Source organism: Streptomyces sulphureus DSM 40104, assembly GCF_000381025.1.
GTDB classification, from domain to species: domain Bacteria; phylum Actinomycetota; class Actinomycetes; order Streptomycetales; family Streptomycetaceae; genus Streptomyces; species Streptomyces sulphureus.
Map to the genome: position 1 here is coordinate 884,320 of NZ_KB905813.1, position 18,411 is coordinate 902,730.

Genomic DNA, 18,411 nt, shown 5'->3' on the forward strand with positions numbered 1-18,411 from the left:
GTGCCACCGCACCCCAACCGCTCTGTGCGAGGTGAACCAGTGAACTCCCCACGTACCCGTGTCAGATGGCTGACCCTCGGACTGATCGTCTCCCTCATCGTCATCAACTACATCGACAGGGCCGCGGTCAGCTACGCAGTCGGGCCGCTCACCGAAGCATTCGACATCAGCAAGTCCCAGTACGGCCTCATCAGCAGCGCCTTCTCCATCGGCTACATGGTCTTCGCGTTCCTCGCGGGCCCACTCGTCGACCGCTACGGCGCCCGGCGCATCCTGCTCCTCGGCGTCGCCGTCTGGTCCCTCGTCACCGCGCTCACCCCGGTGGCCGGCTCCTTCCTCGGCCTCTTCCTCGCCCGCGTCGTCCTCGGCGCCGGAGAGGGCCCAGGCTTTCCCGCCGCCACCCGGACGGTCAGCCGCTGGCTGCCCCAGCAGGAGCGCGGCACGGCACTGGCCATGGTCGGCGGCGTCGCCGTCGCCGGATCGCTGCTCATCGGCGGCCCCGTGGTCACCCAACTCATCGCCGGCTTCGGCTGGCGCGGCATGTTCTGGGTCCTCGCCCTCGTCGGCGCCGTGTGGTTCGCCGTCGCCTGGCGGCTCCTGAAGGACACCCCCGACGAGCACCCCGGGGTGTCGGCCGCCGAACGCGCCCACATCGCTGCGGGACAGCGCGACGAGGAACGCACCTCCAAGGGCCGAGTGGAGTGGCGCCCCGTACTCGTCAACCGCAACATGTGGATCATCGGCATCGGCTACTTCGCCTGGGGCTTCATGTTCTGGGCCTTCATGTACTGGCTCCCCGAGTACCTCTCGACCGAGTACGGCCTCAGCATCACCGCCGTCGGACTCTTCAGCGTCGCCCCCTGGGCGGCCGGCGTGGTCGGCGCACTGCTCGGCGGCGTCCTCACCGACCGCATCTTCCGACGCACCGGCAGCCCGCGCACCCGCCTCGTCATCATGGGCGTCGCGCTGCTGCTCTCCGGCGCCTCCCTGATACCGATCTTCACCGCTCCGTCGCTGACGGTCTCGCTCGTCTTCATCTCGGCCGGCGTCGGCATCGGCTTCGTCACAGGCGGCATCTGGTGGGTCGCAGCGATCGACGCGGCGCCGGGCCAACCCGGCCTCGCCGCAGGCTTCGCCGACGCGGCCTTCGCCGGCTCCGGCATCGTCGCGCCCTCGGTGATGGGCTTCCTCGTCACCACCACCGGGAGCTTCTCCAGCGGCTTCGTCCTCATGACGGTCCTCGCTGTCGTCGGCGGCGGAGCCCTGCTGATCTTCCCCAAGCGCGACGAACCCCGCCCCACCCTCGACGACCCGGGCACCCTCGCCGACACCCGGTGACGGTCGCCCCGGTCCGCCGACTCGTCTCCCACTGCCGTCTGCCGCGCATGGCCGGGCGCGAACGGCCTTGCCTCGCAGCGCAGTTGGCCTCCTGCTTTGCCTGCCCTCGCCCGAGGGCAGGCAAAGCGCCTCCGGACGCGGCGCCCCGCCCACCGCTGCCGTACCGCGACAGCCCGTGCGCGAGCCGCTCACTCAGCCGAGCACGGCCTCGGTGATCTGCCGGGCGGTCTGCTCGGCGACACGTGAACTCACGGCGGCGTACGAGGTGTACGCGTTCAGCCCGGTGGCCAGGGCCCAGCCGCGTCCCCGCGTCCAGGTCGCGTCGTCCACGTTGAGCGCGGCCCGGAAGGCCGCCCGGCTCCGGGCCGACATCAGGGTGAACGCGATCGTCAGATCGCAGGCCGGGTCGCCGATGCCGAGACCGCCGAAGTCGATGACCGCGCTGAGACGACCCTCGGCGGTCAGCAGATTGCCGGTGTGGAAGTCACCGTGACACCAGACCGGGGGACGGTCCCACGCCGGAGCATGCAGCGCTTCCTCCCACAACGCGGTCATGGCGGCGCCATCGAACGCGCCCCCGACCTCCGCGATGGCGGCCCGGGTGGCGCCGTCCCGCTCGGCCAGTGTTCCCGCGGCAAGACCTGCGCGGGCATCCCCGACCGTGCGGCCTTCGGGCGTGAACTCCTGCAAGGCATGCAGGAATTCGGCCAGCCGGACCGCGGCCCGGGTCGAGTCGCCCAACGCCTCGACCGTCGCGACCTCGCCGTCCAGCCAAGGGGACACCGCCCACCGCCACGGATACCCGAAGTCCGGATCGCCCACCGCCACCGGCACCGGCACGGCCAGCGGTACGCACGGCGCGAGCCGCGGCAGCCACTCGTACTCCTTCTCCGCCTGTCCGACGGCCCCGGGGTGACGGGGCATCCTGACGGACAGCTTCTCGCCCAGCCGATAGATCACGTGGTCGGAGCCGGCCGGGTCGAGTAACCGGAGAGGCAAATCGGCCCAGTGCGGGAACTGCGTGTCGACCAGCTTCCTGACCAGTACGGCGTCGACTGCGGGCCGCCGTACGGTCTGCTCGCTCACCAAGAGCAACTCCTGTCTCGCGCCCGCTCGTCGGGCGACGGAAGCCAGCACAGCGGGTCGCCCGCTTGGCTGTCGAGCGATTATCCCCGGGCCGCGGGCGACGCGGGGGCCAGACGCCACCACTGCGCGGGCTTCGCGCCGGCGCAGTCCCGCAGTCCCCGCGGCTCTCGGAGGCTGGCATCATCAAGGGATGCCAGAACGTATGGTCGCGGCCTGCGACGGAGCCGCCAAGATCAACCCCGGACCCGCGGCCTGGGCCTGGGTGCTCGCCGATCCCTCGGGCACCCCGCAGCGCTGGGAAGCCGGCCCGCTCGGCCGCACGACGAACAACGTGGCCGAACTCACTGCCCTGGCCGAGCTGTTGGAGGCCACCGACCCGGACGTGCCGCTGGAGATCCGCATGGACTCCCAGTACGCGATGAACGCGGTCACCAAGTGGATCGCCGGGTGGAAGCGGAACGGCTGGCAGACCGCGTCGAAGAAGCCCGTCGCCAACAAGGACCTGGTGGTCCGCATCGACGCCCTGCTCGACGGCCGCGACGTCGTCTTCCAACACGTCCTCGCCCACCAGGTGAACGGCGACCCGCTCAACGCCATCGCCGACGCCGCCGCCAGCACCGCCGCCAACGACCAGACCCCCGCCGGCACCGCGCACGGCACCACCACCGTCCCGCAGCCCAGCCCCGCAACCGAGGACAAGCCGGCCCGCCCCGTCAAGACCCGGCCGAACCGGACGTCCGGCTCCGGCAGGACACCGGTGCTCAAGGCCAAGTTCCCCGGCCGCTGCGGCCACTGCAACACCCGCTACGAGCCGGGCGAGAAGATCACCAGGATCGCCACCGGCTGGGGCCACCACTCCTGCCGCGACACCGCCCCCACATCCTGACGGAGGCGACGGACGGCGGGCCCCACGCACAACCCGGCGGGCATCGCCGAACTAGCCGACGAACCGTGAGAGCGACACTCGCCCCTGCGTGCGCAGCCAACTGGCCGCGCATGCAGGGGCTTTCGCCTCGGAGAGGGCCGACCGACGGCCGGGACAGCGGCGAACCACCGATCCGCCGACGAGACTTCTCCGCTCCACGCGCGCCGAATGCGCACCGCGTCACGAAGCCTTCAGGCCCACTCGGCGACGTCCCCGGTGGAGCAGCGCTGGCCGCGTGGCCGACGTAGCGGTAGCAGAGATCGACAACTGCCCTCCCACGGCACCTACTTGGACCACCGCCCGAAAGGCCCGTCAGGTATTGAACGCAAACCGGGCGCTCTCGGACGGCCCCCACGTTGCTTCCGTTGACAAGTTCATGCAGTCACCCCACTCTTTACCGAGAGCGCTCTCACCTTCCTCGAGGTGCCCGGCCGTCGACCGGTGCACCCGAGGTTTGCCCAGTACGTCCGTGTACCGCCCCGGTCGGGTCGGCATGCGGACGCCCCCCACGCCCCCGAGGAGCAACATTGACCTCCGCACACGCTCGGCGGCGCAGCCGCGCCGTGCCGATCTACCTGCTGTCCGCCCTCGCGCTCGTCGTGACCGCGATGTACATGTTCAGCAACACCTCGAACGCCACCACGGCCGACGCCGACGGCGCCGCGACCAAGGCCGTCCAGGCCGGCGACCCGCCGCCGGAGGACTTCTGGGGCGACGTCGACGACATCCCGCCCGCCGAGAACGCGCTCACCGTCAAGATCGCCAACCAGACCAACGGTCAGTACCCCGACGACGAGGTCTACTGGAGCTTCGAGGGCGAGACGCACTCCATCGCCGAGCAGCCCTACATCGACCTGCCGGCCATCGAGGCGGGCCGGATCGACATCCACGTCGGTTCCCCCGACAGCGAGTACACCGACTTCGTCGAGTTCACCGTCAAGGACGGCATCTTCTACGGCAACCTCACCCGCGTCGACGGCTACGTCCTGCCGCTGGCGATGCGCCTGCACTCGGAGGACGGCGAGAACCAGCAGGTCGGCGAGGACTACGAGCTCTTCAAGCAGTCGCGTGAGGACACCTTCCAGCAGTTCTCCGACGAGGTTCCCGCAGAGTTCCAGGGCCTCGTCGACGGCGACAAGAAGATCGAGGCACCGCGCAGCGGCGCGGACTTCGCCCCCGGCGGCCAGCACGAGAACTACTTCGACGAGTACGCGCAGTCCGTCGGAGTCGACGCCGCCACGCAGGAGATCTTCGCCTGCTCCGGCCCGCTGAGCGAGGACCCGTCCGGCTGCGCCGGCCTCAACCGGCACGTCGCCGACCTGCCCGAGGACCAGCAGGCCGACCCGGAGAACTTCTACAAGGACGCACCGGCGAACTACTACGCCCAGTTCTGGCACGACCACTCGATCGACAACCGTTCCTACGGATTCCCGTACGACGACGCGGAAGGCCAGGACACGCTCATCACCTCCGACAACCCGGAGTACCTGGTCGTCGCCGTCGGCTACTGAGCCGTCCGGACAGACGCCCAATGCGGCGGGCTCCCCGAACCGGGGAGCCCGCCGTCGTCCGTCGGCCGCCGAGGAACCCGGGGAAGGGCTCGCCCCCGCGGCCGGCAATGTCGCACCGAAAAGCCACAGGAGCCGGTCCGTGCCCGCCGGTTCGTACACGCTCCCGCCCCGGCGAGGGCTCCGAGCGGACCGCGCACGGCGAAGGTGCCGGAACACCGCGGACGTTCACCCGAAGGCTCCGTCGCACGGTGCCACATCGGCGCCGCTCCGACTGCCTGACGGCTTCCTCCCCGCCTCGCGCCGCACACTGTGGGGCGTCGAGGTCGTACGAGAGGGAGGTGCTGGCGCATGAGGGCGGTCGTCTACCAGGACGCCGGAACGGTCGGCGTGGAGGAAGTCGCGGACGCGGTCGTTGAGGAGCCGACCGACGTCGTGGTGCGAGTGACGTCGAGCGCGATGTGCGGCACGGACCTGCACATGTACGACGGCCGTATGGGCGCCACCGCCGGAATGGTGCTCGGCCACGAACCGTTGGGCGTCGTGGAGGACGTCGGCCCAGGGGTGCAGATGGTGGAGCGGGGCGATCGCGTCGTCATGCCCACCCATCTGTACTGCGGGGTGTGCGTCAACTGTGCCCGCGGCTGCTCGGCGGCCTGCCTGCGGGTCCGACCGAACGGCTTCGGCGCGGCCTACGGCTACCCGGGGATGGGCCCCTATCGCGGAGCGCTGGCCGAGTTGCTGCGGGTTCCGTACGCCGACGCCAACTGCATTCCGCTGCCCGGCCGGCCCGGTGACGACTGGGAGGACGACTTCGTCCTGCTCGCGGACGCGTTCGTCACCGGCTGGCACGCCACCGAACTCGCCGAGGTGACCGCGGGCAGCACGGTCGCCGTCTTCGGCGCCGGCGCGGTCGGTCTGCTCGCCGCGCACAGCGCGCAGTTGAGAGGAGCCCGCGAGGTCTACGTCGTCGACGCGGTGTCCGACCGCCTGGACAAAGCCGGCGACCTCGGCGCCGTCCCGATCGACTACCGGGACGGCGACCCGGTCGACCAGATCCGGCAGCGTCGTCACCAGGCAGGGCTACCGATCGGTGAGGAGGCGATGGACGGGGTGCAGAAGGGCATCGACGCGGTCGGTTTCCAGGCCTGCGACCGAGACCGCCGCGGCAGCGAGAACCCGACCCAGGTGCTCAGCGACCTCGCTCGGCTGGTGAACCCCACCGGAAACATCGGCGTCGCCGGCGTCTACGCCGAGTCCGACCCGCACCCGGCACCCGGCGGGAGCGGCGACGGGCGGCTCACCGTCCCGTGGGCCACGTTCTTCTCCAAGGGCCTCTCCGTACGGTTCGGCCGTACCCACGACCGCCGCTACACCACCCGGCTCCGCGACCTCGTGGTCGCCGGCCGGGCCCACCCCGGACGCGTGGTCACCCACCATGGCGGACTGGAGCAAGCACCTTCCCTGTACCGGTCTTTCGACCAGCGCGCAGACGGCGTGATCAAGTCCGTTCTCCAGCCGTGACGCCCGGCGAGCCACGCTGCGTCACGGTGTCGGCCTCGGTACTGGACTGCGGCCCCCGTCGCCGTCAAGTCACAGTTCCGCTTGACGCTTGTCGCTCGAAGCGGGAAAAAGCGCGAGCGGACCCCGGTGGCCGAGCCCCTCGAAAATGCCGTGCGCCCATGACCAGGGCCCGTCCGACCCGCCGTTACCCCGGCCCTGAGAGGGGAACCCGACGTCCAGCCAACCCATGCACGAGGAGATGAGGCACATGCCCGGACGACAGGACATGCCGTCGACCTTGGAGCGGTCGCCCCAGGGCGCGCAGCGCACGTGGGTCAAGGCACACGACTCGGCCATCAAGGAGTACGGCGAGGGCCAGCGAGCGCAGCGGGTCGCCTACGGTGCGCTGAAGCACGAGTACGAAAAGGTCGGTGATCACTGGGAACGCAAGGAGGGCGGCCGCAAGGGACCGTCGGACCCGCAGTCGGCGCGTCCTCGGCAGCAGGGTGGCCGCAGCGGTGAGGGCGTCGACGAGAGGGCCTCCAAGCAGCACCTCTACGGCGTCGCGCGGCGTCTCGGCATCGAGGGACGCGCAGGCATGAACAAGTCCGAGCTGCTCAAGGCGATCCGCAAGGCGAACCGTACCGATACACGGGAAGCCAGAGCACGTTGACGGGAGGCACACTCCTGCCCGCCGGGCTCGGCCCGAGATGACGCGCTCGATTCTCCCGCGAGTGAGCAACTCGAGCGCGTCCTGTCCTTGAGGCCGAGCCCCGCCCAACGAGCTGTGTGAAAGCCCGGCGCTGTGTCGTCACGGCCACCGAGCCGCGCCCGCCGCTGCATCGCGACGGCACGGCAACGACCGCGACGTACCGGCGGGGCGCGCGACGACCACGACTCCATGCCCGCCCAGGCCCCGGGCAGCCATCCGCCGACCGTCAGAGAAGCGACTACTCCGGCGGCCGCATGCCCCCGCCTAGAGCCGCACGGACGCCGCCACCGGCAGGTGATCGCTGTCGGTCGCCTTCAGGTTCCAGGCCGAGCAAGGTCGCATGCCGTCTACCAGAATGTGGTCGATCCGGGCCACCGGCAAGGACGCCGGCCAGCTCAACCCGAACCCGGCCCCTGCCACCTCCTGTGCCGAGCGCATCGGAGAGGTGACCGCGGACAGAGCACCGTCGTCCGTGGTGCCGTTGAGGTCTCCCAGAAGGAGAGTACGGGGGAGTGGTTCCGCGCGCAGCGCCTCGGCGAGCCGAGCCGCGGCCCGATCGCGGCCGTCCGTACTGAGGCCCGTCAGGGAGCTGAACCGGACGGACAGGAGATGGGCGACGTAGACGGCGACCGGCCCCTTGGGGGTACGGACGGTGGCACGCATCGCGCGTGGCCAGGACGCGATGTCGACGGTGCGGGCATCGGCCAGCGGGTGACGACTCCACAGGCCCACCGTCCCTTGCACCGAGTGGTACGGATAGCGGTCGCGCAACACCGCACGGTAGACGGAGGTGTCGTCCCCCAGCTCCTCGAGGGCCACCACGTCCGCGTCGGAGGCGGCCAGCGCCCGTGCGGTGCGGGCCGGGTGCGGATTCTGCTCGTCGACGTTGTGCGTCACCACGGTCAAGTCGCCGCCGTCCGCGCGCTTGTCCGCGAGCGTCCCACCGAAGAGCGCGGTCCACACGACGGCGGGCAGCAGCACGGCCACGGCGAGCGTCGCGGAACGCCGGATCGCCGCGCACACGAGGAGCACCGGCACGACGAGGCCCGTCCACGGCAGAAAGGACTCGGTGAAACTGCCGAGGCCGCCGAGCCAGTCCGGGATCCGGGCGTGGCCCACCATCACGAGCGTGGCCAGCGGCGCCAGAAGGGCGGTGGTCCGCCCCTGGCGCCAGACGCCCGGGTGCTGGCGCGGCGGTCGAACGGTTTCCGGCTCGGGAGACACGGTGTCAGGGAGAGTTGCCAAGGCGGTCTCACCGGCTTTCGGACGGGGTGGCGGCCGCCGTCGCGGGATCGGTCGCAGCCACCTGACTCTGTACTTCCTCCACGAGCGCGCGGCTGGAGTCGAAGGCGGCGTTGAGGCCCTCTTGCGGGCTGGTCTCGGTGCGTTGGTGCAGAACGACACCGAGAGCGAGATGCTTCTCCCCGCGTCGGTCCGGCACGGTGACCGCCCACATCAGGGCGCCTCCGGCGGGGGTGCTGGAGCCGGTCTTGATCCCGATCACGCCCGGTGTGGCCAGGAGGTCGTTGGTGTTGACGAGCGTGTCGGAAACCGCGGCGGAGGCAGTGTCCGGTTGGGAGACGATGGACCTGAAGACCTCGTCGCGCATGGCCTGCCGCGCGAGTTTCAACTGGTCGGCTGCCGTGCTCGTGGTGGCGGACTCGGCGCCGCTGGCTTCCGTGTAGGTGGTGCGGTCCATGCCCAGGTCGTCGGCGACGCGGTTCATTTTGGCGACGAACGCCTCGTGCGACTTCGCATCCCAACGCGCAAGCAGCCGCGCGATGTTGTTGCCCGAGGGGATGAGCATCAGTTCCAGCAACCGCCGTTGGCTCAGCTCTTGTCCCCGCCTGACCTCGACGGTGGATTCCGTGCCGGAGAAGGACTCGTCCGCCGCCCGTTGGTCGACGGTGATCGAAGGGCCGGTCTCGCTGCCGTCCAGCGGGTGGTTGCGCAGGATCACGTACGCCGTCATCACTTTGGTGACACTGGCGATCGGCACCGGTCGCCGGGGCCCGTGGGCGCCCAGGTCACCGCGCTCACCGAACCCTTCGACCAGCACGGCCGCCTGGCCCTCGTCCGGCCACGGCAGTGCCGCGTCACTCTTCGCCCCGTCGAACAGCCCTTCGGCATCTGACGCGTCGTTCCCGGCGCCGATGTAGAGCACGCTCCCGAGAACTACCAGCGTGACCAGGGCAGTCGCGGCGACGAGGAGCGCCGGGTGACGCCGCAGGCGTAGCCGCTCGGTCGCCGACCCCGGTGGCAAGGTGCGCGGGCTGTCGTGTTCACCCGGTTCGGGCGTCGGGCGCATGGGGGACCTCCAAGGGGGCACGGTGCGCGGCGTTCGCGCATCGCGACCACTCTCGGCTGCGCGCATGTCCACACCGCCGTGACCGCGTCGCCGCTCCCGCTCGGCCGTGCATCCGTTGCGTAACAACGTCACGGCACGGCAGCGCTGTGCGGGTGTGCCAGTGAGATGTCAGTCGTCGCCCGGCAGCCGGAGGGTGGCGACGGCTCCGCCGTCGGACGCGTTGGCGAAGGACAGCGACGCTCCGATCACCTCGGCCTGGCCGAGCGCGATGGTGAGTCCCAGCCCGTGGCCCCGGCCGCGTTCCGGCGCCCCGGTACGAAACCGCTGGGGTCCGTCGTTGAGCAGCTCTGGCGGGAAGCCGGGACCGTGGTCGCGCACGGTCACCGTGGTGCCCGCAACAGTGACCTCGACGGGCGCGCGACCGTGGCGGTGGGCGTTGACGACGAGGTTGGTGACGATCCGGTCGAGACGGCGCGGATCGGTCTCGGCGCACAGGGCGTCCGCCGCAGTGAACCGCGTTTGCTGCCCCGTACGGGCCAGCGATTCCGAGACCGCCTCGGCCAGCGGCACCCGTCTCGATTCGGCCCGCTCGCCACCCGCGTCGAGCCGGGAGATCTCCAACAGGTCCTCGACAAGGGTCCGCAGGACCCGCACCCGATCCCGAACCAGCTCGGTAGCCTCCCCCTCGGGGAGCAACTCACTCGCGGTGACCAGACCCATCAGCGGAGTCCGCAGTTCATGGGCGACGTCCGCGGTGAAGCGCTGCTCGGTCAGCAGCCGCTGGTGCAGGCTGTCGGCCATCGAGTCGACCGTGGCCGAGATGGCGGTGATCTCGTCGTCGCCGCGGCTCTCTCCGGTCCGCGCGGTCAGGTCACCGGATTCGATCCGGCGGGCGGTGCGCGCCACCTTCTGCAGTCGGCGGTGCGGCAGTTCCGCGGCGAGCACCGACAGGGGAACGATGACGGCCAGGGCGAGAAGGGAGTACTTCCACATGTGCCGGTCCAAAGCGCGGCGCGTGAGCAGATCGGCCGTCATGTCGATCTTCACGGCGACGGGTTCGCCGCGGTACGTACGCGCCGCCCACATCGACGGATGGTCCCCGGGGCCCGGCTTCTCGTACCAGGTGACGTCGCTCTGGCCGTGGCCCTGCCGATCGCGGAGTCGGCGCAGCAACTCGTCGGGAAGGGCACCAGGCGACGACCGGAGCTCGGGGGGCGGGACGCCGTCCCGCTCGTAGTTGTCCAAGCTCCGGGTCAGCGCCGCGACGGCTTCCGCACCACCGTCGTTCATCGACCGGGCCAGGGTGCTGGAGTGCACCAGACTTCCGACGGTCAGCGCGACGGCACAGCAGCAGACGGTGACGAGCAGACACGTCTTCCAGCGCAGCGAACGCCAGTTGAGCAGATCGCGCACGTCAGCGCCGCAACTTGTAGCCGAACCCGCGTACGGTCTCGATGCGGTCGCTTCCGATCTTCTTCCGCAGCCGCTGCACGCACAGGTCGACCACGCGGCTGTCGCCGTCCCAGCCGTAGTCCCACACGTTGCGCAGCAGCGTCTGCCGGTCGAGTACGGTGCCGGGATTCGCGGCGAACTCCAGCAGGAGCCGCAGCTCGGTCGGGGCCAGCGCGAGGGGCCTGCCGGCCAGTGATACCTCGAGTCCCGCGGTGTCGATGGTCAGTTCGCCGAAAACGAGCCGGGTGCGCTCGTCGGGACGGTACCGCTCCGGCCGCACCTCGTCCGCGGGAGGCGGGACGGCGGCAGGCGTGTAGACCGCCCGCCGCAGCAGCGAGCGGATACGGGCCACCAGAACCGCGGTGTCGACGGGCTTGGCCACGTAGTCGTCGGCGCCCGCCTCCAGACCGGAGACCACATCCAGCGCGTCGCCGCGCGCGGACATCATCAGAACCGGGTCCATGCTCGTCTCCCTGATCCGTCGGCAGAGCCCGATCCCGTCGAGGCCGGGCAGCATCACGTCCAGCAGCAGCAGATCGTGACGGCCTTCCCTGAACAGCTCCAGTCCGGTCAGGCCGTCACCCGCGGACATGACCTGGTAGCCGTAGCGCTCCAGCGCGATCGTGACGGACCTGCGGATGACCTCGTCGTCCTCGACCAACAGGATCGTCACGGGCGTCGGGGCATCCCCGTGAGTCACTCGACCCGACCTTTCTCCTGCACCCACCGCGTGATCTCCGCGCGGCGGTCCTTCGTCTCGTCCTGTGCGCATCCTGCCTTCCACACGTCGCCACCGAGTACCTAGCACGACGTAGCCGTGTATCAACCGCGTATTGACCGGTCCGGGCTCCGGACCGAGAGCCCGGACGCGACGACCGCCCGTGCCGACGCTGCCGTATGGGACCGGGCAGGCACGTGTCCGGTCCCAACTCTTCACGAGCGTACGGGCGGTACGCAGCCCGAGCGGCTTCTCCGAAGGTGTCCGGCAGGACCGCTGCCCCGCCTCCACGGCTGTGCCACGCGGCAAGCAGCCGACGACAGCACCCACGTTGAGACAGAGTCTGCCGGACCACACAGGACACGGTCTTGAGCACACGTGTCCGCATCGCCGTGTTACCGGCCTTTGGAGGTGAACCGCGCCGAAGACAGACGGGGCCCGAAGCGTCCGCGCCCCGGGCCCACCTGCTCGTCCGAGCAGAGTCAGGGTTTGCGACCGACGCCCGCCCACACCCCGGCTTCGCTCGCCGAGATCATGCCGGGCAGACGGTGCAGGTCTGCCGTGGCCGCGGGGTCGAGGTCCGGTCTCCAGTCGCAGGTTGGCACGACGCCGGGTTCGAGAAGCTCCAGCCCTTCGAAGAACTGCTGCATCTCCTCCTGGTCGACGTCACCACGCACGGGGATGCCGCGGGCTCTGTACTCCCGGAGCGCGGCGGCGACGGAGGCGTCCCGGCCCGGTTCGTCGAGGCTTTCCGTCACGTGTGACAGCGCGAGCACGCTGCCGGAGGGCAGTGCTCCGACAAGGGTGCGCACCACGTCGTGCGGCTGCTCGACGACGAAGTGCATGAGCGCGATCAGTGAGAGAGCTACGGGCTGGTCGAAGTCGAGAGTTTCCGCTGCACGTTCGAGTACCTTCTCCGGCTCGCGAACATCGGCGGAGATGTAGTCGATGTGCCCGGGCGGGCCTGCTGTGAGCAGGGCGCGCGCGTAGGTGAGAACGATCGGGTCGTTGTCGGTGTAGACGACCCTGGCGGACGGCTGGTAGCGGTGGGCGACCTGGTAGAGGTTCGGCTCGGTCGGAACACCGGTCCCGATGTCGAGGAACTGCCGAATCCCCAGTTCCTCGGCGGCATAGCGCGTGGCGCGATGCATGAAGTGCCGGTTTTCTCGCGCGGCGACCATGACGTCCGGCCATGCCCGCATCGTTGCCGCGGCCGCCTCTCGGTCGGCCCGGTAGTTCGTCTTGCCACCCAGGTAGTAGTCATAGGCTCGGGCCGAGTGCGGCTTGTCCTGCCCGAGCGTCTCGTGTGCGTCCATGGTCCCCCTCGGGTGCGTTTCCCATACATGATCACCGACGCGGGGCGACCGCAACCCGCTTGCTACAACCAGTAGTTGGGGATGTGACCATGCACGCGGGAAGCGACCGAGGTCAAGCCCGCGAGACCGCCCGTCCCGCCTTTCTGCCTGCGGTGATGTGGCAGGTCCTCCGTCCTCGCTCTTGCCCAGCAACAGGACACCGGCCATCCCACAACCGGGCACCTCGCCGGCGTCACGCCCCTGACACCCGGCGCCTGATACTCGAGCTTCCACCACACAGACAGAGTTCGGCGGGTACGGCCGTTCAAAGTGCGCCGTCGTCGGCTGCGGAGGCGTACTCCTCCCGCGCGTCCCCGCACACATCCTTCACGCTCTTGAGCGCGAGGAGGCGCCCATGGCCGGCGACGCCGCCGCCTTCGCCCGCACCGGGTGCGTGCTGAAACCGCGCAACAGCACCTGCACCGCGAACACCCCGACACACCAACTTTCCGATGCCTTCGCCGACGTCCGCCTGCCGCGGCGTCACCGCACGCCCAGTCCTCGCCGAAGTCCCGGGCGAGTGGCCCCTGGTTGGGCCCGGCCACGACGTCCGCCCACACCCGACCCGCCCCCGAGTCGCCACCGATGCTGCCGGGGAGCTGCTGTCCGCACGCTTGCGGCCCGCGTCGTGCCGCGCGGTGCAAGAGGCGTCGCCGGCGCCGTGCGGCCTGCTCGCGGCACTGGCAGCACAGCCAGGGCGACCTGAACGTCTTCGTCGTGCTCGGTGTTCACCCGGTCATGGGCGGGTCGGCCTAAGACCGATTCCGCCCGCGCCACTTACCCCGCCACATCCTCGACGCCCTCGACAGCGACAGCGTCGTCGAGCGCGGGGGAGCCGGCCGATGCGCCGCCTCCCTCCCCTCGGTGGGGCGGGAAGACGCCGCCGCGTGCCTGTCCGGCTACGGCGATACAGCTCTCAGTAACCTGTCCGGCACTTCTCCTGTCATTTGAAGTCGGTGTCGACGCCGACAGACGTAACGGCCTGTGGGTGGGGGCATGTCGCACTTGACCACTCGTTGTTGTAGGACCACTCGCCGAAATGCATCGATCCGTCGCTGCAATTCACGAATACCCGATGCCGCATGATGACCGTCTCACCGGTGCACTTGGCGCTACCAGTTGCTTCGCCAACTCCCTTTGTCACGCAGGAGGGCGACTCAGGGGAGTTATCTCCCCCAGACGCAGCGGAAGCCGTCGCAGCGGTTACCACACCCCCCGGTCATGGCCAGCCCCGCTACCAGACCAGATGCAAGACTCTTCACCTATTCCCCCTGTCCCTTGCTGCTCGGTTCTTGGCTTGCCAAGTCTCGCCCTTTGAAAGGGCTCTGCGTACCTCGCAACTGCGAGGTTGACGGAAGGGCGCCGGGGCGCAATCTGTCCGTATGACCGAGCCCGCTGGCGCGTCTACGGTGCCTATTCCGAAGATCCCGGCCACGGACCTCAACTCGGTTGCACTCACTGGGAGTTGTCAGACGGCCCGCTCGACGTCACCGACTGCCGTGACGAAGAAGTGGCCGAGGGTGCTGCCCCGATCCCGGCCCCTGTGGCAGCAGGGTCTGGCCGCGGGTCGCGAGGAGACCTGCACCCGCGTCGACGACGAGCCGGCCGCCGTCCGGGATGCGGGTGCGCGCTTGGTCACCGTCCTTGACGGGGATCACCCGGCGAACCTGCGCATGATCGGCAACCTGCCGCCGTTCCTCTTCCACCGCGGCGCACTCCATCCGCGCGACGCCCGCTCCATCGCCGTCGTCGGCACCCGCCGGGCTGCCTCGGACGGTCTGCGCCTGGCGGCCCGGACGGCCCGCGAGTTCGTCGAGCACGACGTCGTGATCGCCAGTGGCCTCGCCGACCGCTCCTGTGGGCGGTCGAGCTCCTCGGCCAGGGCGGCAACCCGCCGATCACGTCAAAGGCGACGACGCCCTTGCGATCGCGGAGGAGGAGCAGACGATGGGTGTCTTCGACGACGCGCTGGAGCGCGCCGCCCAGTGAGCCGTCACCACCCGCTGCCGGCCGGTAGTCCGGTCAGGCTGCGGCACCTCGTCGGGTACCTCGGCAGCGCTGCGGCAGCCGCCTGCGCTCTGGGGCACTTCCGCGACGACGGCGCCGGGGTACCGACGACATCAAGGGGGCCACAACCTTGCTGGTCGGCGCTTGTCTTCACGAACGACTCCCAGCTCAATGCCCTCCGCCTTCGGGACACCGGAGCCGCTGACGTCCGCGGACTGGTCCTCGCCCGCGTCCGCTGGAGGGGATGACCCCGCCAGAGGCGCTCCGGCGGGATCGGTGGTTCACCGACAACGTCGAGGAGCGCGTCGCCTTCGGTCGAGGGGCGCGTTCGGCCCGGCTTGTGAGGCTTCTTCTCAACCCCACGTGCCGCCCCGGCTTGGGGCTGCCGCCGCCAGCCGGCTTCCCCACGTCCTACCGCGGGTCCGCCCCGCCAGCATGCCGGTCGGCCCACCGTTCCAGACCTTCCAGTACGCACTGGAGCCCGAACGCCCACACCATGTCCGTGTTGTAGGCACCGGCGGCCTCGCCCACCCGCTTGGCGAGTGGGTATCGCTCGCCGTCGATCACCCGGGCGAGCAGCGGCCCGACCTCGGCCCACCAGTCGTCGTCGCTCTGTCGGCTGTTCAGCTCGGCCGAGTCGGTTGCGGCCCAGGCGGTGGAATGGACGAAGCCCAGCAGGTGGGTGAGCGCGGCGTCCCGTTCGGCGTCGGGCAGGCCGATGCCCTCGAAGGCCGCCAGCTCGTGCTCGTACTTGCCGATCACGCCGGGGCCCAGGGGTGGACGGGTGACGGACATCTCGGCGATCCAGGGGTGACGCGCCAACAGGTCCCGGTTGTCTGTGGCGACCCGGGTGACCCGATCACGCCACGGCTCGTCCGGGCCGAAGGGGGCCAGCTCCATGCGCCCGTACACCTCGTCCAGCATGAGGTCGAGCAGCTCGTCCTTCCCGGGGACGTACGTGTAGACGGTCATCGGCGTGACGCCGAGCCGCTGGGCCAGGGCGCGCATGGTCAGGGCGTCCAAGCTTTCAGCGTCGGCCAGTTCGACCGCTGCGCCGACCACCGCACCGACGGTCAGCCCTTGGCGGGGGCCGCGCCGCCCGGCCGACGGCTCCGGGGCGCCGACCTCACGCCACAACAGCTCCAGGGTGCGGACGGGGTCCCCACCTCCGCTGCGGTTCTTCGTCACCGCGTCTCCAGCCCGTCGCAAATACTGTGTACGATGTATAGAATACAACGTACAGAGAAAGCTCGAGTCCCCACCGAGGAGTCCCGTGCAGATCACCGACACCGCCATATGCCTGACCGTTGACGACGTTCCTGCCTCCGCCTCGTTCCTGAGCCGGTACTTCGGCTACACCGAGGCCGTGGCCGCCGACGGCTTCGCGTCCCTCGGCCACCCCGACGCGCCCAACGTGATCTTCCACCGGCGCGGCCTCGAAGTGCTCCCCGAGGGCTTCCGCGACCGGCACGCGGACGGGGTGATCCTCGCGTTTGTCGTGAACGACCTGCGCAAGGAGTACGAGCGGCTGCGCGACGAAGGCGTCACCATCACCTTGGAGCCCCTCGAGGAGCCGTGGGGTGAGCGGCTGTTCATGGTCGCCGACCCCAACGGGGTCCCCATCGAGTTGGTCGAATGGGCCACGCAGAACGAAAGCAGGAGCGGACACGCGGAGACGCACGCGTGAACCCCCTCTCCACGCGCCGGTCGACGGCCGCTGATCCAGGTGTGAAAGCCCGCGAGAACGACTTCGGCGATCGACTGGCGCAGTCGCGAAGGGAAGGAGGACAGCGGGCCGGGTCACCGGCTGCGACCGAGCGGCCGCGGCCGTCCACCGGGAGCATCGGAGGACGGCCGCGGTAGCGTGCAGCGCTCCCTCCGGATCAGCGCACTACGTGCGCCAGCGAAATGGGGCGGTCAGGAGGCGGTGAGCGCCATGAGCGACACATGCTCGTCGCTCTCGACCTGGGGGCTCGTTCCAGGGGTGAGGTACAACGTGCCGTCGCGTAGGTACGGCAGCGGTCGCAGACCGGCCTTACCGCCGGCTGTGTCGGCCGTGTACGTACGCACCGTGCTCGGTCGTCCGCTCTTCGGGGAGAACTTCACCAAGCGGACCGGGTGGTGGTCGTTTCCGTCGGACAGGGCCAGAATTTCCTTGCTGTCGGTATCCACCGGCCGGTACTTCTGCATGTAGCCGGTGGTCTCGCGCTCCCACAGCCGCTTGCCCGACGAGGGCGACCAGGCGACGATCTTGTTTCTGTCTTCGTCCGCGTCGTCCTCGGTCACTGCCGCCGCGATGACGTCCTTCCGGATGATCAGGTCCGGGGACGAGCCGCCGTCTTCGTCCACGTGCTTGAGTATGTGCTCGGCACCCCGCTCAAGCTTGATCTCCCCCTCGCGGGAGAAAATGCTCAACCGCGCGGTGGAGTAGTTCTTGGGAGTGTTCACCACGACGGGGTCGGCATGCAGGACGTGCGCAACGGTCCCCTCGGGCCCGAGGTATTGACTCCAGCGCTCTTGACCGGAGGCAGGGTCAACTACCGCGACACTGAACGGAACACCTGACGCAGGAGTGCTTTCCTCCTCGCAGCGCTGTTTGCGCACCAGTTGGCTACCCCCGACGTGTTCCTCCCCTACGCAGTCGGACCGCCCGTAGAGGGACGCTCCCTCGCGCCACAACTCCCTCCCCGTACGCGCGTGGAAAGCCGTCGTGACTCGACCTGTTGCTTCGACGACCGCCGTTTCGCCGCTGCGTGCGATCCGCGCAGGGTAGTCGAGCTCGAAGTCCTCGTCGTTCTCGGCAAGCTTCTTGGTCCACAGAAGTTTTCCGCGGTGGACGTCGACTGCCCATGCTGTGGAGCAGTCGTCCTCTCCTGGCCCACCTACCAGGACTGCCACACCACCGCCCGCCGAGGTCGATGCCTGGCAGCGCACGTGCCCGCCCGGGGTAGCCACCTCCCACCGTTGCTTTCCCGTGGTCCGATCCAAGCCGACCACCCGCTCCGGCAACGACTTGACGACCTGTTCCCGACTGACCCACACACCGCGATGACCGGACGCTCGCGGAGCCTGCTGCGCCTCTTCCAGCGGCAGGCTCCACAGCATCCGCGCCTCCTTCTCCGCCGCGCCTTTCCCCTGCGCGTCGTCCTGGCCGGGCGAGGCGATCAACCACGCGCCCACACCAGCCACACTCACGACACAGACCGTCAACAACGCCGCGACTCGACGCCGTCGGCGAGGAGGCCGCGGCGGATGCGGTGGCTGAGGGGGGGGGCGGAGGGAAGGGCCCTACCGGCGGGGCCGGATACCCTGGCGGGTACGGGCCGACGCCACTGGTGCTACTCACACGACCTCACATCACGATTCAGATGATTTCTCCTCGCGCCCATACCCTGACCGCACACAGGGACTCTCTGCACGTCGACTCCTCTGAGGTTGCACCGTCGGCAGCCGTGTCGATCGACTGCCTGGAGATCCGAAGCGCCGTCCATCGCCCGAC

15 protein-coding genes are annotated in these 18,411 nt (G+C 69.8%); 7 read left to right on the top strand and 8 right to left on the bottom strand.

The window, feature by feature from the left end; all coding sequences use genetic code 11:
- Window positions 1–39: 39 nt before the first annotated feature.
- Complete coding sequence (locus tag F603_RS0104045; protein ID WP_019544736.1) at window positions 40–1,338, top strand: MFS transporter; 1,299 nt, start codon at window positions 40–42, stop codon at window positions 1,336–1,338.
- Window positions 1,339–1,530: 192 nt separating this feature from the next.
- Here F603_RS0104045 and F603_RS0104050 read toward each other — a convergent pair whose 3' ends face one another.
- Window positions 1,531–2,424: an aminoglycoside phosphotransferase family protein gene (locus F603_RS0104050; RefSeq protein WP_019544737.1), complete on the bottom strand. Its 894-nt coding sequence runs from the start codon at window positions 2,422–2,424 to the stop codon at window positions 1,531–1,533.
- A 202-nt stretch (window positions 2,425–2,626) separates the two neighbouring features.
- On the opposite strand from F603_RS0104050, the gene F603_RS0104055 reads away from it, so the two are divergent.
- The 4 genes from F603_RS0104055 to F603_RS0104075 all read left to right on the top strand — a co-directional run bounded on the left by F603_RS0104055 (window position 2,627) and on the right by F603_RS0104075 (window position 7,033).
- The gene (locus tag F603_RS0104055; RefSeq protein ID WP_019544738.1) at window positions 2,627–3,310 is read left to right on the top strand and encodes a ribonuclease H family protein; all 684 of its coding nucleotides are present in this window, start codon (window positions 2,627–2,629) and stop codon (window positions 3,308–3,310) included.
- Between the two features lie 566 nt (window positions 3,311–3,876).
- The gene (locus F603_RS0104065) at window positions 3,877–4,860 is read left to right on the top strand and encodes a glycoside hydrolase family 64 protein (protein WP_019544740.1); all 984 of its coding nucleotides are present in this window, start codon (window positions 3,877–3,879) and stop codon (window positions 4,858–4,860) included.
- 348 nt (window positions 4,861–5,208) lie between these two features.
- Window positions 5,209–6,381 (top strand): glutathione-independent formaldehyde dehydrogenase, encoded by a 1,173-nt coding sequence (locus F603_RS0104070; RefSeq protein WP_019544741.1) that lies wholly within the window; start codon window positions 5,209–5,211, stop codon window positions 6,379–6,381.
- A 247-nt stretch (window positions 6,382–6,628) separates the two neighbouring features.
- Entirely contained in the window at window positions 6,629–7,033 is a 405-nt protein-coding gene (locus F603_RS0104075; protein WP_026328122.1) for a ChaB family protein, read from the top strand.
- A 303-nt stretch (window positions 7,034–7,336) separates the two neighbouring features.
- Here the strand turns inward: F603_RS0104075 and F603_RS0104080 are convergent, their stop codons facing one another.
- The 5 genes from F603_RS0104080 to F603_RS0104105 all read right to left on the bottom strand — a co-directional run bounded on the left by F603_RS0104080 (window position 7,337) and on the right by F603_RS0104105 (window position 12,866).
- Entirely contained in the window at window positions 7,337–8,296 is a 960-nt protein-coding gene (locus F603_RS0104080) for an endonuclease/exonuclease/phosphatase family protein (RefSeq protein ID WP_245600669.1), read from the bottom strand.
- Window positions 8,297–8,324: 28 nt separating this feature from the next.
- Window positions 8,325–9,380 carry a D-alanyl-D-alanine carboxypeptidase family protein gene (locus F603_RS0104085; protein ID WP_019544744.1) on the bottom strand — a complete coding sequence of 352 codons (1,056 nt, stop codon included), beginning with the start codon at window positions 9,378–9,380 and terminating at the stop codon, window positions 8,325–8,327.
- Window positions 9,381–9,548: 168 nt separating this feature from the next.
- Window positions 9,549–10,793 (bottom strand): ATP-binding protein, encoded by a 1,245-nt coding sequence (locus F603_RS0104090; RefSeq protein ID WP_019544745.1) that lies wholly within the window; start codon window positions 10,791–10,793, stop codon window positions 9,549–9,551.
- 1 nt (window position 10,794) lies between these two features.
- The gene (gene cseB, locus F603_RS0104095) at window positions 10,795–11,505 is read right to left on the bottom strand and encodes a two-component system response regulator CseB (RefSeq protein WP_019544746.1); all 711 of its coding nucleotides are present in this window, start codon (window positions 11,503–11,505) and stop codon (window positions 10,795–10,797) included.
- A 527-nt stretch (window positions 11,506–12,032) separates the two neighbouring features.
- Window positions 12,033–12,866, bottom strand: coding sequence for an SAM-dependent methyltransferase (locus F603_RS0104105; RefSeq protein WP_019544747.1), 834 nt, complete (start codon window positions 12,864–12,866; stop codon window positions 12,033–12,035).
- A gap of 1,712 nt (window positions 12,867–14,578) precedes the next feature.
- Between F603_RS0104105 and F603_RS35685 the strand changes: the two genes are divergently transcribed.
- Window positions 14,579–15,160: a DNA-processing protein DprA gene (locus F603_RS35685; protein ID WP_245600681.1), complete on the top strand. Its 582-nt coding sequence runs from the start codon at window positions 14,579–14,581 to the stop codon at window positions 15,158–15,160.
- A 163-nt stretch (window positions 15,161–15,323) separates the two neighbouring features.
- Here the strand turns inward: F603_RS35685 and F603_RS0104115 are convergent, their stop codons facing one another.
- Window positions 15,324–16,100, bottom strand: a complete 777-nt coding sequence (locus F603_RS0104115; RefSeq protein ID WP_019544749.1) for a TetR/AcrR family transcriptional regulator — start codon at window positions 16,098–16,100, stop codon at window positions 15,324–15,326.
- An 85-nt stretch (window positions 16,101–16,185) separates the two neighbouring features.
- Here F603_RS0104115 and F603_RS0104120 point away from each other — a divergent pair, with 85 nt between their 5' ends.
- Window positions 16,186–16,599, top strand: coding sequence for a VOC family protein (locus F603_RS0104120; RefSeq protein WP_019544750.1), 414 nt, complete (start codon window positions 16,186–16,188; stop codon window positions 16,597–16,599).
- 230 nt (window positions 16,600–16,829) lie between these two features.
- Here F603_RS0104120 and F603_RS0104125 read toward each other — a convergent pair whose 3' ends face one another.
- Window positions 16,830–18,107, bottom strand: a complete 1,278-nt coding sequence (locus F603_RS0104125; RefSeq protein WP_158678599.1) for an outer membrane protein assembly factor BamB family protein — start codon at window positions 18,105–18,107, stop codon at window positions 16,830–16,832.
- Between the last annotated feature and the right edge of the window lie 304 nt (window positions 18,108–18,411).